A 16,632-nucleotide genomic window follows, 5' to 3' on the forward strand; every position below is an offset into this window, starting at 1 on the left:
TCAGTGCGCGCGGCGCTCCGCCTGCAGGGGCACGTGGCTGAGGCCGCCCCACAGCAGCTGCACGGTGGTGGCCACCGCGTCCTCCTTGGGGATGGGGCGGTCGGCGTAGAGCCAGTAGCGGGCGCTCACCTGACTGGCGCCCACGAGGCCGACGGCGAGGATCCGGGCGCGGTGCGCGTCCAGCCCGGAATCCTCGGACACCAGGTCGTAGACGGCGTCGATGCACTCGTCGACCGCGCCCTCGACGCGCTCCTGCACGACGGGCTCCAGCACGTCGGACTCGAAGATCAGCTTGTAGCCCTGGCTGTCGCGGTCGACGAAGTCGAAGAACGCCCGCACCGCCGCGATCACGCGCACGTGGTTGTCGGTGGAGCTGCTCAGCGCCTCACCGACGCCCTTGACCAGGGCTTCGCCGTGCGCGTTGAGCACGGCCAGGTACAGCTCGAGCTTGCCGGGGAAGTGCTGGTAGAGCACCGGCTTGCTCACGCCCGCGCGTACCGCGATCTCGTCCATGCCCGCCGAGTGATAGCCCAGGTCCACGAACACGCTGCTCGCGGCCTCCAGCAGCTGGATCCGCCGGGCGCTGCGCGGCAACCGGGCGGTCCTCCGCGGTGCGGGGTTCGCCGCGCCGCGGGGATCGCCCGCTGCCGTCGTCGCACCCAGGTCCGCCATGTGTTCCACCTCATCGTTCGTTCAGGCCCACGGCGCGGGCCTCGACCGTTCGACAATACTCCCGTGTCGCGCGCGGGGTCGTGCGCGCCGCGCGTCGGGCTCTGGCAAGCTCTTCGGCGTGGCGGCACTCGCGCAGGTGGATCGGGAGAGCGACGTCTGGCCGGGAGAGTTCCTCTCGCTCCGCGGACGGCGCGTGTTCGCCCGGCACGTCGACGGTGCCGCGGCCACCACGGCGCCGCCCGACGGCAGGCCCACCGCGGTCATGATCCACGGCCTGGGCGGCTCGTCCATCAACTGGACCGACCTCGGGCAGGTGCTGGCCCCGTCGGTCGCGTCCTACGCCCTCGACCTGCCCGGATTCGGGCTGTCCGATCCTCCCGCGGACGGTGACTACGGCATCGAATCGTTCGCCGAGACGGTGGTCGCGTACCTGGAGACGGTGGTCGCGGTGCGCCGCCGGCCGGGCGGCGCACCGGGCGGCACGGCGAACGGTCCGGACGGGGTGCACCTGATCGGGAACTCGCTCGGCGGCGCCGTCGCCGTGCGGGTCGCGATGCTGCGCCCGGACCTGGTGCGCAGCCTCACCCTCATCTCGCCGGCGTTCCCCGACCTGCGTCCCCGCGTCCGCCGGCTGCAGTTCCTGCCGCTGTCCCTGGTGCGGATCCCCGGCGTCGGCCCCGCGGGGTTCCGGCTGATCGGCAGCGCGTATCCGGAGCGGCAGGTCGATTCCACGTTCCGCGAGATCCTGGTGGACCCGGAAGTGATGGGACCTGTGCGGCGGCGGCAGGCCGTCGATCAGGCGGCGGCGCGGGCGTCGATGGCGTGGGCGCCCGATGCGCTGGCGGCCAGCTTCAACGCGCTGGTGCGCAGCTGGGTCATGGACCTGGGGGCGTCGCACTGGGCCGCGGCGCGGGCGGTCTCGGTGCCCACCGCGGTGATCTGGGGAGCGCGTGACCTGCTGGTGAGCGTCGGCGTGGCGCCGAAGGTGGTGCGGCACATCCGGGGCAGCACGCTGACCGTGTTCGAGGGCGTGGGGCACGTGGCGCAGATGGAGCGCCCGGCCGAGACGGCGCGGATCGTGCGGGACCTGATCGAGATGGCGGATTCGTGATACTGCGTGTCGATTCGGTCGTCCCGGGGCCGGACATGGGATGGTTGGCGACGTGAGTAGTCCTTCGAGCCCGAGGCGCCCCCGACCTGACGGGCGTGCGCCGCTGCGGGCCGAGTGGGACCCGATCAACCCGTCCGGCGGCGCGTCGGGGGACGGGCGGAACCGGCCGCCCCGCGAGCGCAAGTACCCGAAACAGAGTGCGCTGACCCGGATCCTGAACACCTACGGGTGGCGCGCCTACGCGGTGCCGGTGCTCGCCGTGCTCACGATCCTGGCGCTGGTGTTCACGTTCTGGGGGAACCCGTTCGGCGCGGACAAGGCGTCGGACACCGTCACGGAGAACCCGCTCTCGCGCAACCCGAACCCGGAGAAGACCATCGTCGGCGCGCGACGAGCGGCCGGCCCGGTGCCGCAGGCCGGGATGCTGCCCAACGGCGGCCCGTTCACCGAGAAGGGACAGGGGATCTGGCACGTCGTGCCCGGCGCCACCGGACAGGTGGGCGAAGGTAAGCAGCACGTGTACACCTACCAGGTGGCCGTCGAGGACGGCGTGGACATGGGCGCGCTGGGCGGCGATCAGACCTTCGCGACGATGATCGACCGGACCCTCGGCGACCCGCGGAGCTGGATCCACGATCCGGCGATCGGCTTCCGCCGCGTGGACGGCGACACCAAGCCGGACTTCACCATCTCATTGTCCTCCCCGATCACCACCCGCTCGGCGTGCGGCTATCAGATCCAGCTGGAGTCGTCCTGCTACAACGGCGAGTTCGGCCGCGTGGTGATCAACCTGGCCCGCTGGTCGCGTGGCGCGAACGCCTTCGAGGGCGACCTCACCGGCTACCGGCAGTACGCCATCAACCACGAGGTGGGGCACGCCATCGGCTACCCGCAGCACGTGCCGTGCCCGTCGAACGGCGGCCTGGCGCCGATCATGATGCAGCAGACCTTCGGCGTGAACAACCGGGACATCTTCAACCTGGACAAGTCCGACGGGTTCGACAACGACCTGACGTGCCGGCCGAACGCGTGGGTGGCGCCGGTCCTGCGTTAGGGGCCCGGGAATGAGTGGGGCGGCGCCGTCGTTCCACCTCACGTGAGTACGTTGCCACCGCTCGTCGAACCCGCCGCCGATCTGACCCGCGACGAGGTCGCGCGGTACTCGCGGCACCTGATCATCCCGGAGATGGGCGTCGAGGGGCAGAAGCGCCTGAAGAACGCCAAGGTCCTGGTCATCGGCGCCGGCGGTCTCGGCAGCCCGGCGTTGCTCTACCTGGCCGCCGCCGGCGTGGGCACCATCGGCATCGTCGAGTTCGACGAGGTGGACGCCTCGAACCTGCAGCGCCAGGTGATCCACGGCGTGTCCGACCTGGGCCGCCCGAAGGGGGAGAGCGCACGGGACTCGATCGCCGAGATCAACCCGCTGGTCACCGTCAACCTGCACCCGGAGCGGCTGGAGCCGGAGAACGCGGTGCAGTTGTTCGAGCAGTACGACCTGATCCTCGACGGCACCGACAACTTCGCCACCCGCTACCTGGTCAACGACGCTGCGGTGCTCGCGCACAAGCCCTACGTCTGGGGCTCGATCTTCCGGTTCGAGGGACAGGCGTCCGTGTTCTGGGAGGACGCGCCCGACGGGCCGGACGGCGAGAAGCAGGGCCTGAACTACCGCGATCTGTACCCCGTGGCGCCGCCGCCCGGGATGGTTCCCTCGTGCGCGGAGGGCGGCGTCCTGGGCATCCTGTGCGCCTCGATCGGGTCGATCATGGGCACCGAGGCGGTCAAGCTGATCACCGGTATCGGCGAGAGCCTCCTGGGCCGCCTCATGGTGTACGACGCCCTGGAGATGAGCTACCGCACCATCCGGATCCGCAAGGACCCGGAGTCGCCGGAGGTCACGGAGCTCATCGATTACGAGGAGTTCTGCGGTGTCGTGTCCGACGAGGCCGAGCGCGCCGCCGCGGGCAGCACCATCACCCCGGCGGAGCTCGCCGGCCTGGGCGCCGCGGGCGTCGATTACGAGTTGGTGGACGTGCGCGAGCCCGTCGAGTGGGAGATCGTGCACCTGGACGGCGCGAAGCTGGTCCCCAAGTCCGCGTTCGAATCCGGCGAGGGGCTGGGGCAGGTCTCGCCGGACAAGAAGCTGGTCCTGTACTGCAAGACGGGGATCCGCTCCGCCGAGGTGCTCGCCGCCGTGCAGGGCGCGGGCTACCGCGACGCCGTGCACCTGCAGGGCGGCATCAACGCCTATGCGCGGCAGGTGGATCCGTCGCTGCCCGTCTACTGATCACACTTCGATCAGCCGCTTCACCAGCTTCCCCGTGGGCGTCCGGGGCAGGGAGTCCACGAACCGCACCGCGCGGGGGAGCTTGTAGCGGGCCAGGTCGCGGCCCCCGTACGCGATGAGCTCCTGCGCGAGCTCGTCCGACGGGGCCGTCCCCGGCGCGAGTTGCACGCAGGCCAGGGCGGTCTCGCCGAGTTCGTCGTCGGGGACGCCGATGACGGCGACGTCGGCGACTGCGGGGTGCATGATCAGGGCGCTCTCCGCCTCCTGCGGGTACACGTTTACCCCGCCGGAGATGATCACGAAGTCTTTGCGGTCCGTGAGGTAGAGGTACCCGTCCTCGTCGAGGTAGCCCACGTCGCCGGTCGTCGCCCAGTTGGCGTGGTCGGGATGCTGTGCGGCGCTCGTCTTCTCGGGTGCGTTGTGGTACCGGAACGGCATCTCGTCGCGCTCGAAGTAGATCGTGCCCACCTCGCCGGCGGGCAGCTCGGCACCGTCGTCCCCGCAGATCCGGGCGATGCCCACCTGGGCCCGACCCACGGAGCCGGGGCGCTCCAGCGCCTCCTGCGGGCCGATGAACGTGGCGCCCGCACCCTCGGTGGAGCCGTAGTACTCGTGGATGACGGGGCCCCACCAGTCGATCATCGACCGCTTGACCTCGGCGGGGCACGGGGCGGCCGCGTGCACCGCGACGCGCAGGCTGCTCGTGTCGTAGTGCGCGCGGGACCGCGCCGGCAGCTTCAGCATCCGGACGAACATCGTGGGCACCCACTGACTGTGCGTGACGCGGTACTTCTCGATGAGTGCGAGGGCCTCCTCGGCGTCGAACCGGTGCATCATGATCACGGTGCCGCCCACCGACATGGTGACGCCGCAGAACCGCAGTGGCGCAGCGTGGTACAGCGGCGCCGGGGAGAGGTACACGGTGTCCTCGTCCATGCCGTACGCGGGGGAGAAGATGGCGGTGTAGGCGTCGGGCACCTCGTCCACCTGCCCTTCGGGCAGCGGGATCCGGATCCCCTTGGGGCGCCCCGTGGTCCCGGACGAGTACAGCATGTCGGTTCCGCGCGGCTGGTCCGCCAGGCGCGTCGACGGCGCAGCCGCGAGCACGTCGTCGTACGCGGCGAAGCCGTCGATCGGGCCGCCCCAGGCGATCGCGTGCCCGGGCGCGGCGAGCGCGGCGATCTCGCGGGCTCGCGAGACCGCCTCCGCCACATCGGCGCCCGCGAACACCGCCTTCGCCGCGCAGTCGTCGAGGATGTAGTTCACCTCGCCGGGCGTGAGGTGGAAGTTCACGGCCGCCACGTACAACCCGCTGCGGATCGCCGCGAAGTAGGCGACGAAGACCCGCAGGTCGTTGCCGGCCACGACCGCGATCGTGTCGCCGCGGCGCAGCCCCAGCCCCGCGAGGTGGTGCGCCAGGCGGGTCGACTGCTCGTCCAGCCGCGCGTAGGTCAGGATCTCGCCCGTCGAGGCGTCGATGGCGGCGGGTTTGCCGGGGGTCAGGTCAGCGAATGCACCGGGATACAAGAGAACCTCCGCTTACTTGTCGGTCCGGTCACCGTATCGCCGCGGCGCGGATCCGCGAGCGGTATCGAAGATCTGGAACCGGCTCTCCACGAATCCGTCATCTATCCCGGCGTCGGCCCCGCATCGTCGAACCGGGACAGCCAGGAGGCGTAGTCGTTCAGCAGCGCGAGGAGCGGGAGCGCGTCGACGGTGCCCACGGGCTCGCCCGCGAGGGCGGCCCGGATTCCCGGAAGGCGGGATTCGATCTGCTGCCGTGTGGACAACTCGTGGTGGCTGTCGCCGCGCTGTTCGCCCAGCACGATCCGCCGCGAGTGCACCGCGCGGAACGTGGACAACAGCTCCGCGAACTCCTCGTGGGTGAGCGCGGGAAGGTGCACCGAGAAGCTCACCACCGGCCCGGGGTCGGCGTCGTCGGCCTCCGCGGACTCCTCCAGCCAGTCGGCGTACTCCTGGCTCAGGTCGTCGAGCGCCTCCTCGTCGTCGAACGAGAGCCTCCGCCCGGCGACCGCGGCCTGCAGCCCCGCGACGAGGGCCCGCACCGTCTCCGGATCCGAGGACGCCGCGTACCACCGGTGCGCCTCGTGCGGCACGACGGCGCGGCCGGGCCGCCCGGCGGTGAGCCGCTCGCGCACCTCCTCGAACTCGCGGACGCTCAGGTCGGGGAACTGGACGGAGACGGTCACGACGGGCGCGTGCCGCCCGGCGGGGGACGGGGAGTTCGACTGCACGGTCTCCATTGTCCAGGGATCCGACCTACCCTGGAGCCATGGCACTCGAAGGCGATTACGCGCAGGAGAAGACGGGCTGGGTCGCGGACCAGCTCGCGAAGATCGATGAGACCGGCACCACGTCCTCCGTGGCCGTCGCGGGCATGTCCGTGGTGCTCTTCACATACCGCGGCCCCAAGTCGGGCAAGCTGTTCCGCCGGCCGCTCATGCGGGTGGAGAAGGACGGCGTGTACGCCGCCGTCGCGTCGCTGGGCGGCGCGCCGGAGAACCCCGTGTGGTTCTCGGCGATGCTCAAGAACGACGAGGTCGAGGTGCAGGACGGCAGCACCGTGGTCTCCGGCCCGGTCCGCGAGATCCACGGTGCGGAGCGCGAGGAGTGGTGGACGCGCGCCGTCGCCGCGTACCCGCCGTACGCCGATTACCAGGAGAAGACGGACCGGCTGATCCCCATCGTCCTGGTGGAACCGGGCCGCGCCTGACGCGTCCTTAACCATCGCGCAGGTAGATTTCATGGTGTGAGCCCCGTCGAACCCCCCGCGCACGTCCTCGCAACCTTCGGTCTGGACGGCATCGAGCCCATCGCGCTCGGTGCGGACTGGGACGGTGGATGGCGTTGCGGGGAAGTCGTCCTGTCCCTGATCGCGGACCACGCCCGCGCGGCGTGGTCCGCCAAGGTCCGTGAGGACCTGTACGTCGACGGCATGCGCTTGGCACGCCCGTTCCGCGCCACCGACGGCCGGTACGTGGTGTCCGGATGGCGCGCCGACACCTTCATCGCGGGGTCCCTCGAGCCGCGGTTCGACGAGATGATCTCGATGGCCAACCGGCTGCACGACGTGACCCGGAAGCTGGAGCGCCCGCGGTTCCTGCTGTCCCCGGCCGTCGCGCCGTACAGCGACGTGGACTACTTCGGTTTCGCCGACCGCGCGGCGTGGGAGGAGCACCCGCTCGCGATGGCCCGCAAGCTCGGCGCGCTCGACGAGACCCGCGAGGACCGCAAGCGCGCCGTCGAGCTGGTGGGCGAGCTCGCCGCCCTGCGCGCCCCGACCACCTCCGAGCCGCAGCTGGTGCACGGCGACCTCTCCGGCGCCGTCCTGTTCGCCGGCGCCGCGGCGCCCGGACTCACCGATTTCACGCCCTACTGGCGGCCCGCGGCCTGGGCGGCCGCCGTGGTCGCGGTGGACGGCCTCGTCTGGGGCGGTGCCGACGACGGCCTCCTGCTCCGCTGGAAGGACCTGCCGGAGTGGCCGCAGATGGTGCTCCGCGCCCTCATTTTCCGGCTCGCCGTGCACGCCCTGCACCCGAAGTCCGATGCGGAGGCCCTCCCCGGTCTCGAGCACCTCGCCGAGATGGCGCGGTGGCTGCTCTGACCGATCCGCCCCGCCGGATCCTCGTCGCGCACGGCACCCGCTCCGCGCACGGCGTCGCGATGGTCCGCGACCTCGCGGATGCGGTCGCCTCCCGGATCGGCCCGCTCGACGTGGCGTTCGTGGACGTCCTGGGCCCGTCACCGTCGGACCTCCTGTCCGGGGACGACCGCCCGACGGTGCTCGTGCCCGCCTTCCTCGCGGCCGGCTACCACGTGCGCACCGACGTGCCGCGGCACGTCGCGGCGAGCGGGCACGCGCGCGTCGCGATCACCGACCCGCTCGGGCCCGACCCCGCCCTGGTGGACGGCCTGCTGCGCCGGCTCGGCGAGGCCGGGTGGCGGCCCGGGGACGCCGTGCTGCTCGGCGCGACGGGCTCCTCGGACCCGCACGCCCGCGCCGATGTGCGAGCGATGGCGGCGATGCTCGCCTCCCGGCTCGGCGGGGCCGTGCCCGTGGGTTTCCTCGCCGCGGGCGAGCCCGTCGTCGAGGACGCCGTCGCGAGGTTGGACCGCCGCGGCCGGCGGCTGTTCCTGGCCGCCTACCAGCTGGCCGACGGGCTGTTCCACGCCCGCCTGCAGCGGGCGGACGCCGACGGGGTGGCGCAGCCGCTGGGGCTCGCGCCGGAGGTGATCGGCCTGCTGGCCGCGCGGTTCCGCGCCGGCGAGCGGGAGCTTCAGAGCCGGTAGCGCCGCAGGTCGATCCGGCCGTCGTCGGCGAGCACGCCCTCGGCGCGGAGGTTCTCCAGCTGCCGGGTGCGGATGTGCTCCGCGGGCCGGCCGCTCGCGGGCACCACGCGGTGCCACGGCAGGTCCGCGGCGTCCGTGCGCATCACCCAGCCGACGATCCGCGGCGACGACAGTCCCACCTCGCCGGCGATGTCGCCGTACGTCCGCACGTTCCCCGGAGGGATGGCCGCGATCAGGGCGCGCACCGCCTCGACCTGCTCCTCCGTCACCTTCGCCACGCCGATCAGCCCAGCATTCGCCGCGCGTGCTCGCCCACCACGGCCGGGATCTCCTGCGCCACCATGTGATCGGCGTCCACCGGCACCACCTCCGTGCCTGCGGGCATCGCGGCGAGCTGGCCCTCGGTGACGAAGTTCGCGCGCTCCGCCCGGAGCAGCACCGTCGGTACGCCGGCCGGCGCGCCGACGGGCGTCCGGGCCAGTTCGCCCCACAGCGCCGTCACCGCCGCGCAGCCGATGTTCCACTCCCACCGGCCGGAGTCACGGCGCACCAGGTGTTCGGCGATCTCGGTGTCGATCACCTCGTCCGGGACCCGCTCCCAGGCGCCGGACTTCTTGTCCTGCTTCGCCTCCTCGGGCGAGGTGAAGTCGAAGAACTCGATGGTCTGATCGGCGATGGTCAGGCACATCTCGGGGTCGAGGCCCTGCGCGGGATCGACGAGCAGCAGGCCGCGCACCAGCCCCGGCCGCGCGTGCGCGAGGCGGCAGGCGAGTGCGCCGCCCAGCGAGTGGCCGATCACCAGCACCGGGGCGGCGTCCGTCACCCCGTGCCGCTCCAGGACCGTGACCAGGTCCGCGACGTGCTGCTCGAAGTGCCACGGGGGCTCCCACGTGGACCGGGCGTGGCCGCGCAGGTCGGGCGCGAGCACGCGGACCCCTGGGAGCTCGTCGTCGGCGAGGCGGCGCCAGCGGGCGCCGTGCCCGGTGACGCCGTGGATCGCGAGCACCGTGGGCGCGCCGGGTTCGTCGGGCCCGTACACGTGGGTGTTGAGCATGCCCCCGATTGTGCCCTGCCGGGCGCCTCCGCGGGACTGTCGGTGGCCTGTGATGAGATCGAGGCCTGACCCGGGGAAGGGGGTGCGGATGTCCGGTAGCGGTACGGCCGACGGTGCGCGCAGGCACCGCCGCGCGGGGACGCAGGCCGCCCCGCGGCTCACCCTCTCCTACTCGGCGCCCGAGCCGCCGCCCGCGCGGGAGTGGGCCGGGCCGGTCGCCGAGCTGGCGGCACCGTCGAGCGGGGCACTGCCGCTCGACGTGGGCGGCTGGGCGCCCTACCGGATCCGCGGCGGGCCGGGAACGGGCAAGACGTCGGCCCTGATCGACATCGCCGTGGCCAAGCTCACGGACCCCTTCGTCGAGCCGGAGTCGGTGCTGGTGCTCACGGGCGGCAAGCGGGCGGCGTCGGCGTTGCGGCGGGAGCTGTCGGCCCGGGTGCTCGCCGGCCGGGAGCAGGACGGCGTGCACGCGTCGGGGGAGCCGCTGGTGCGCACGGTGCACTCGCTGGCGTTCGCGGTGCTGCGGCTGCAGGCGGCGCAGACGTCGAGCCCGCCGCCGCGGCTGATCACCGGGTCCGAACAGGACGCGGTGGTGCGGGAGCTGCTGCGTGGGCACCTCGAGGACGGCGGCGCGTTCTGGCCCGAACGGCTGCGTCCGGCCCTGTCCACCAACGGTTTCGCAGGCGCGCTGCGCGACTTGTTCGCCCAGGCGGCGCAACGCGGAGCCGATGCGGACGTCGTCGAGCAGCTGGCCCGCCGGTACGACCGCGGGGAGTGGCTCGCGGCGTCGGCGGCGATGCGCGAGTACCAGGAGACCACCCTGCTGCGCGGTTCGGTCGGCCTCGCCGGCCCGCAGGCCGTGGCTCCCGCCGTGGACGCTGCCGAACTCATCGACGCGGCGGTCACGGCCCTCGCCACGGACGACGCGCTGCTCGCCCAGCAGCGCGAGCGCATCCGCTTCCTGCTGGTGGACGACGCGCAGAACCTGGACCCTCTCGCCTCGGCCCTGATCCGCCTGCTGGGCACCGGGACCGAGCTCACCGTGATCGCGGGGGACCCGGATCAGGCGGTCAACGCGTTCCGCGGCGCCAGCACCCGGTTCCTGCAGGAGCTCGACGTGACCGAGGAGCGGGACATCGTGCTGGAGCGCAGCTTCCGGTTCGGCGCCGAGATCGCGGACGCCGTGAACCGGGTCTCGTCCCGGCTGCCGCACCGGTCCGGCGCCGTCGCCCCGGAGCGGCCCCGGCCCGGCGCGGCCTCGGTGCGGCTGTTCTCCACCCCGGCGAAGGAGGCGGACGCCGTCGCCGCGCTGCTCCGCCGCGAGCACGTCGTGGGCGGCGTGCCGTGGGAGGACATGGCGATCGTGGTGCGGTCCGTCTCCGCGTCGGCCGCGCCCCTGCGCCGCGCCCTCGCGTACGCGGGCGTCCCCGTCACCGTCCCGACGGACGACGTGCCGCTCGCCCGGCAGCGCGCGGTCAACGCCCTCCTGCTGGTGCTGCGCGCCGCCGAGGCGCCGGAGGGACTGGAACCCGCCGAGGCGGTGGCCCTGCTGTCCGGCCCTGTCGGCGGGGGAGACCCGCTCACGCTGCGCCGCGTGCGCCGGGCCGTGCGCCGCGCGGACCCGGCGGACGAGCGCGGCTCCGCCGAGATCCTCACCGCGGTGCTCACCGGTGCCGCCGAGTTCGCCCCCTACCGGTCGGCGCTCACCGAGTTGGAGGCCGAGCCCGTGGAGCGGGTGCTCGCCGCCGTGCGCGCCGCCCGCACCGCCGCCGAGACCGGCACCGTCGAGGAGGTGCTGTGGGCCGCGTGGGCCGTCACCGGCCTGGCCGCCCGCTGGGGCGCCCTCGCGCTGCGCGGCGGCAGCCTGGGCGATCAGGCGGACCGCGACCTGGACGCGGTGATGGGCCTGTTCGACGCCGCCGCGGACTTCACCGACACTCTGCCCACGGCCTCCGTGGCCGCGTTCGTGGAATATCTGGAGCAACTGCAGATCCCGCGGTCAGGGATCCGCAGGGATCAGCCGACCACCCCCGGCGTCACCCTGCTGTCCGCCCACAGCGCGGTGGGCCGGGAATGGGAGGTGGTGGCCGTGCCGGGAGTGCAGGAGGGGCGCTGGCCCAACCTGCGCCGGCGCGGTGGCCTGCTCGGCACCGACGAGCTGCTGGACGCGCTCGACGGGATGGACCCGTCGGCCCTGCCCACGGTGTCCCGCTCGCTGCCGCTGCTCGCGGAGGAGCGGCGGCTGCTGCTCGTCGCGTGTTCGCGCGCCCGCCGCCGGCTGTTGCTCACCGCGGTCGACACCGCCGACGGAGAGGGTGACCTGGTGCCCTCCCGGTTCCTGCAGGGCGTCGCCCCGTCGGACGACGAGGACCCCGAGACCTACACTCCCGCCGTCGAATCCGCGCCGGAATACTCGCTGGACCTGCGCACCCTCGTGGCCGTGCTGCGGGCCGCGGTGTGCGATCCGGAGCGCGACGAGGAGGAGCGCGCGCACGCGGCGCGGCAGCTCGCCCGCCTCGCCGCCGACCGGGTGCCCGGCGCGCACCCCGACAGTTGGTACGGCCTGGCCGGCGCGAGCACGGACGATCCGCTGTGGCAGCCCGAGGACGGACCGGTGGCGCTGTCCCCGTCGAACGTGGAGTCCCTGTCCGCCTGCGCGCTGCGCTGGGTGCTGGAACGCTTCGGCGGCAGCGACGGGGACTCGGCGAAGCAGGCCACCGGCAACCTCGTGCACACCCTGGTGCAGGCCGTCGCGGGCCGGATCCCCAAGGAGGACGTCACCGCATCGCTCGAGAAGGTCTGGGACCGTGTGGACCTGGAGGCGGACTGGTTCGCCCGCCGCGAGCTGGCCCGCACCGAGGAGATGCTGGAGTCGTTCCGGGCCTGGCTCTCCGGCAGCCGCACCGATCTCACCGAGGCGGGCGTCGAGGTACCGGTGGACGCCGTGATCGAGGGCGAGGGCGGCGAGCCCGACGTGCGGATCCGGGGGCGCATCGACCGGCTCGAGCGCGACCCGCTCGGCCGCGCCGTCGTGGTGGACGTCAAGACCGGACGTACGGTGCCCACGCAGGCCGACGGGCAGGCGCAGGCGCAGCTGCGCACCTATCAGGTGGCCCTCGCACACGGCGGGATCGGTGGTGTTCCCGAGACCCCCGGCGGCGGGAAGCTCGTGTACGTCGCCAAGGGACACACCAAGACCGGGTCGACGGTCCGCGATCAGGACGCCCTCTCGCCGGAAGACGTGGACGAGTGGCTCGGCGTGATCCGCGAGGCGGCCCGGCGCACCCGCGGACCGGCGTTCCCCGCCACGCTCAACGCCTCCTGTCAGTACTGCGCCGTCGCGTCCTGCTGCCCCGTCGTGGACAAGGGGAGGAGCGTCGTCGATGACTGAGCAGATTCCCGATGTGCGGGACGTGGGCGGATTCCCACATGAGCCGCTCATCTCCGCGGTCGACCTGGCACACGAGCTGGGCCAGGCGTTCGCGCCCACCGAGGAGCAGCGCGCCGTGATCGAGGCGCCGCTCGGCCCGTGCCTCGTGGTGGCCGGCGCCGGGGCCGGCAAGACCGAGACGATGGCGGGCCGCGTGGTCTGGCTCATCGCCAACAGGTACGTCACACCCGACCGGGTTCTGGGCCTCACCTTCACCCGGAAAGCCGCGCAGCAGCTGATGATCCGCGTGCGCAAGCGGCTGGCCCGCCTCGCCGGGGCACCCGTGGTGGACCGGATCGATCCGTCCGGCGAGCTCCGCGGGCTGCTGCGCACCGTCGAGCCCGAGATCAGCACGTATCACGCGTACGCCGGCCGGCTGCTGGGCGACTACGGCATGCTGCTGCCGGTGGAGCCGTCGGTGCGCCTGGTGTCGGAGACCGAACGGTGGCAGATCGCGTACGACGTGATCACCGGATGGGACGATGCGCTGGAGACGGACAAGAACCCCGCCACCCTCACCGAACAGGTGCTGGGGCTGTCCGGCGCGCTCGCGGACCACCTCGTGACCCCCGATCAGCTGGAGGCCGACGACGACGAGCTGGAGCGCCTCATCGGTCTGCTGCCGCCCGGCCCCCGGCAGCGCGCCACCCCGAACGCGGCCCTGCTCAAGGCCGCCGAGATCCAGGAGCAGCGGCGGAACCTCATCCCGCTGGTGCGGGCCGTGGCGGCGGAGATGCGGGCCCGGGAGGTGCTCGACTTCGGCAGCCAGATGGGCCTGGCCGCACAGTTGGCACTCGCGAATCCCGATGTGGCGGTACTGGAACGGGCACGGTTCGGCGCCGTTCTGCTCGACGAGTACCAGGACACCGGGCACGCGCAGCGGATGCTGCTGGCCTCGCTGTTCGGCGGAGCCGGGACCGGCGGCGCCGGCACCACCGGCTCGGGCGCGGTCACCGCGGTGGGGGACCCGATCCAGTCGATCTACGGCTGGCGCGGGGCCTCCGCCGCCAACCTGCCCCGGTTCGCCACCGACTTCCCGCAGGCGGACGGACCGCCCGCGCCCCGCCGCGAACTACTCACCAGCTGGCGCAATCCCACGTCGGCGCTGAGCCTGGCGAACGCTGTCTCGGAGGACCTGCGCAGCCGCGGCGTGCCCGTCTCCGAGCTCAAGGCCAGGCCGGACGCCCCCACGGGCGACCTTCGGATAAGCCTGCACCCCACCGTGATCGACGAGCGGAACTGGGCGGCCGAGGCGATCGCCGGCCTGTGGCGCGAGCGTCTCGAATCGGGAGAGGAGCCGCCGACGGTCGCGATCCTGGTGCGCCGCAACGCCGATTCCGCCGGCATCGCCGCGGCGCTGAGCGAGCGGGGCGTCCCCGTCGAGGTCGTGGGCCTCGGCGGGCTGCTGCACACGCCGGAGGTGCAGGACGTGGTTTCGCTGCTGCGGCTGGCGGTGGAGCCCCTCGCCGGCACCGCGGCGATGCGCCTGCTCACCGGGCCGCGGTGGCAGCTCGGTGCCGCGGACCTGCGCGCGCTGTGGGACAGGGCCCGCCGGATCGCGCACGGCACCGGCCGCGCCGCGACCGGCGTCGTCACCTCCGCGGACGAGCTGGATTCGGCGCTCGACGCGACGCTCCCCGCGGAACTGCTCGACGCCGCGGGCCTCGGCGACGCGATCGCCGACCCGGGGCCGGAGTCCGGCTACTCGGCGACCGGATTCGCCAAGATCCGCTCCCTCGACCGCGAGGTGCGGCACGTCCGCGAGCGGCTCGGTCACCCGTTGCCGGAGATCGTCGCCGAGGCCGAGCGGGTTCTCGGCGTCAGCATCGAGACCCGGATCCGGGCGTCGCGGCAGCTGGGCGGCCGCGCGACCGGGCGTGAGCATCTCGACGCGTTCGCCGATGTCGTGGTCTCCTACGCCGAACGCCCCGCGGCCTCGCTGCCGGGGCTCCTCGCCTTCCTCGCCGCCGCGGAGAAGGTGGAGGGCGGCCTCACGCCGGGCGACGTGGAGGTGGCCACGGACCGCGTGCAGGTGCTCACGGTGCACTCCGCGAAGGGCCTGGAATGGGACGTGGTGGCGGTGCCGCACCTCTCCGAGGGCATCTTCCCGTCGAACCGCGCGCTGCCCACATGGCTTTCGACGCCCGCCGAGCTCCCGCCGGGCCTTCGCGGCGACGTGGCCGAGCCGGGGGAGAGCGACGGCGTGCCGCGCCTGGACCTCGCGGGGTGCAACAACCGCAAGGAGCTCGAGGACGAGGTCGACGCGCACAAGAAGGCGCTCAAGGCGATGAACATGCACGAGGACGAGCGGCTGTTCTACGTCGCCGTCACCCGCACCCAGGGCACGCTCCTGCTGTCCGGGCACTACTGGAGCGAGGACGTCAAGACGCCGAAGGCGCCGTCCCGCTTCCTCGATCGCGCCCGCGAGCACGCGCCCGATGCGGTGACCGAGTGGGCCGAATCCCCGGCGGACGAGGCGGCCAACCCGCTCGAGGCCGATCCGGTGCAGGCGGCCTGGCCGCGGGACTTCCTCGCCGCGCACCGGCCGTCGGTGGACGGTGGCGCCGAGCTGGTGCTCGCGGCCCTCTCCGACCTGCCGTCGGGCGACGCGGCGGGCGAGGACTCCGGTGCAGACGCGGATGCTGCCGGGACCGACGATCCGCACGGCTGGGCGGCCGACGTCACCGCGCTGCTCGCCGAGCGGGCGCGGAACGCGGCGCAGGAACTCGAGGTGGCCGTGCCTCGCGAGGTGTCCGTGAGCCAGCTCGTGGAACTGCGCCGCAGCCCGTCGACCTTCGCACGCAGGCTGCGTCGGCCCGTTCCGTTCAAGCCGAACCCGTACGCGCGCAGGGGAACCGCTTTCCACGCCTGGTTGGAGCGGCGGTACGGCGCGTCACGTCTGCTGGACCTCGACGAGCTGCCCGGCGCGGCGGACGGCGACGCGGGCGCGGACGAGAACCTGGCGCTGCTGCAGCAGCGGTTCGAGGCGAGCGAGTGGGCCGCCCGCACCCCCGTCGACATCGAGGTGCCGTTCGAGATCGCCGCCGCCGGCACCGTGGTGCGCGGCCGGATGGACGCGGTGTTCCGGGACCCCGGCGGCGGCTTCACCGTCGTCGACTGGAAGACCGGCGCGCGGCCCGCGGAACCCACCGACGAGCGGGCCGCGGCGGTACAGCTGGCCGCGTACCGTCTGGCCTGGGCCCGGCTGCGCGACGTCCCGGTCGAGGACGTGCGCGCCGCGTTCTTCTACGTGCGCTCCGGCGAGACGGTGGCGCCGTCGGACCTGCTCGACCAGGACGGCCTGGAGCTCCTGATCACGAGCGCCGGGCAGGGCTAGTCACTTGTCGCGGGCGATCTTCACGGCGGTCGTGATCATCGGCAGCTGCAGCGGGAGCCGCGCGTACGCGCCCAGGCGCAGGGGGAGCGGCTTGTCCGACCACTGCTGCGCCATGTAGACGTTGGCCGGGAACACCGCGGCGAACAGCGCGACGGCGGCCACGCCGCCCAGCCGGCGGGTGCGCGGCACCGCGAGCAGGCCGGCCGTGGTCAGCTCTGCGACGCCGGACAGCTGCGTCGCGCGGCGCGGCGTGAGCCCCAGCGGCAGGTTCGGCGGGACGATCGAGTCGAACGGCTTGGGGGCGACGAAGTGCGCGACGCCCATGCCCGCCAGCGAGAGGGCCATGCCGCGCGCGGCCTTGTCGGAGCGGCGGGGGCCGTCAGTGGTGGACACCATGCACCGATTGTGGCAGATTGCTCGTCGGTTCCGG

At 73.3% G+C, this 16,632-nt stretch carries 14 protein-coding genes; 8 read left to right on the forward strand and 6 right to left on the reverse strand.

What is annotated here, in order from left to right; translation table 11 throughout:
* Positions 1-672, reverse strand: a complete 672-nt coding sequence (locus tag BN39_RS12035; RefSeq protein ID WP_019202656.1) for a TetR/AcrR family transcriptional regulator — start codon at positions 670-672, stop codon at positions 1-3.
* Between the two features lie 118 nt (positions 673-790).
* Here BN39_RS12035 and BN39_RS12040 point away from each other — a divergent pair, with 118 nt between their 5' ends.
* The 3 genes from BN39_RS12040 to moeZ are packed head-to-tail and all read left to right on the forward strand — an operon-like array spanning position 791 to position 4,070.
* The gene (locus BN39_RS12040; protein ID WP_019202657.1) at positions 791-1,783 is read left to right on the forward strand and encodes an alpha/beta fold hydrolase; all 993 of its coding nucleotides are present in this window, start codon (positions 791-793) and stop codon (positions 1,781-1,783) included.
* Between the two features lie 52 nt (positions 1,784-1,835).
* Positions 1,836-2,837 carry a DUF3152 domain-containing protein gene (locus tag BN39_RS12045; RefSeq protein WP_040767731.1) on the forward strand — a complete coding sequence of 334 codons (1,002 nt, stop codon included), beginning with the start codon at positions 1,836-1,838 and terminating at the stop codon, positions 2,835-2,837.
* Between the two features lie 51 nt (positions 2,838-2,888).
* Complete coding sequence (moeZ, locus tag BN39_RS12050; RefSeq protein WP_192814866.1) at positions 2,889-4,070, forward strand: adenylyltransferase/sulfurtransferase MoeZ; 1,182 nt, start codon at positions 2,889-2,891, stop codon at positions 4,068-4,070.
* Here the strand turns inward: moeZ and BN39_RS12055 are convergent, their stop codons facing one another.
* Both BN39_RS12055 and BN39_RS12060 read right to left on the reverse strand, forming a co-directional pair.
* Positions 4,071-5,597, reverse strand: a complete 1,527-nt coding sequence (locus tag BN39_RS12055; protein WP_019202660.1) for an AMP-binding protein — start codon at positions 5,595-5,597, stop codon at positions 4,071-4,073.
* Between the two features lie 101 nt (positions 5,598-5,698).
* A complete protein-coding gene (locus tag BN39_RS12060) occupies positions 5,699-6,325 on the reverse strand; it encodes a hypothetical protein (RefSeq protein ID WP_148281475.1) in 627 nt (208 codons plus the stop codon).
* A 38-nt stretch (positions 6,326-6,363) separates the two neighbouring features.
* On the opposite strand from BN39_RS12060, the gene BN39_RS12065 reads away from it, so the two are divergent.
* The 3 genes from BN39_RS12065 to BN39_RS23690 are packed head-to-tail and all read left to right on the forward strand — an operon-like array spanning position 6,364 to position 8,381.
* Positions 6,364-6,804 carry a nitroreductase/quinone reductase family protein gene (locus BN39_RS12065; RefSeq protein WP_019202662.1) on the forward strand — a complete coding sequence of 147 codons (441 nt, stop codon included), beginning with the start codon at positions 6,364-6,366 and terminating at the stop codon, positions 6,802-6,804.
* A gap of 36 nt (positions 6,805-6,840) precedes the next feature.
* On the forward strand, positions 6,841-7,695 hold the full coding sequence (locus BN39_RS23685; protein ID WP_019202663.1) for a TIGR02569 family protein: 855 nt from the start codon (positions 6,841-6,843) through the stop codon (positions 7,693-7,695).
* A complete protein-coding gene (locus BN39_RS23690; protein ID WP_019202664.1) occupies positions 7,683-8,381 on the forward strand; it encodes a sirohydrochlorin chelatase in 699 nt (232 codons plus the stop codon). The genes BN39_RS23685 and BN39_RS23690 overlap by 13 nt, the downstream gene beginning before the upstream one ends.
* On the opposite strand, the gene BN39_RS12080 is transcribed toward BN39_RS23690, so the two are convergent.
* Positions 8,369-8,659, reverse strand: coding sequence for an MGMT family protein (locus BN39_RS12080; protein ID WP_019202665.1), 291 nt, complete (start codon positions 8,657-8,659; stop codon positions 8,369-8,371). The genes BN39_RS23690 and BN39_RS12080 overlap by 13 nt on opposite strands.
* Positions 8,660-8,664: 5 nt before the next feature.
* Entirely contained in the window at positions 8,665-9,435 is a 771-nt protein-coding gene (locus BN39_RS12085) for an alpha/beta hydrolase (protein WP_019202666.1), read from the reverse strand.
* 88 nt (positions 9,436-9,523) lie between these two features.
* On the opposite strand from BN39_RS12085, the gene BN39_RS12090 reads away from it, so the two are divergent.
* A complete protein-coding gene (locus BN39_RS12090; protein ID WP_019202667.1) occupies positions 9,524-12,826 on the forward strand; it encodes an ATP-dependent DNA helicase in 3,303 nt (1,100 codons plus the stop codon).
* Entirely contained in the window at positions 12,819-16,202 is a 3,384-nt protein-coding gene (locus tag BN39_RS12095; RefSeq protein WP_081586014.1) for an ATP-dependent DNA helicase, read from the forward strand. The genes BN39_RS12090 and BN39_RS12095 overlap by 8 nt, the downstream gene beginning before the upstream one ends.
* Here the strand turns inward: BN39_RS12095 and BN39_RS12100 are convergent, their stop codons facing one another.
* Positions 16,203-16,598: a membrane protein gene (locus BN39_RS12100; protein ID WP_019202669.1), complete on the reverse strand. Its 396-nt coding sequence runs from the start codon at positions 16,596-16,598 to the stop codon at positions 16,203-16,205.
* Positions 16,599-16,632: the final 34 nt, after the last annotated feature.

It is taken from the genome of Tsukamurella sp. 1534, from assembly GCF_000312385.1.
Taxonomy (GTDB): domain Bacteria; phylum Actinomycetota; class Actinomycetes; order Mycobacteriales; family Mycobacteriaceae; genus Tsukamurella.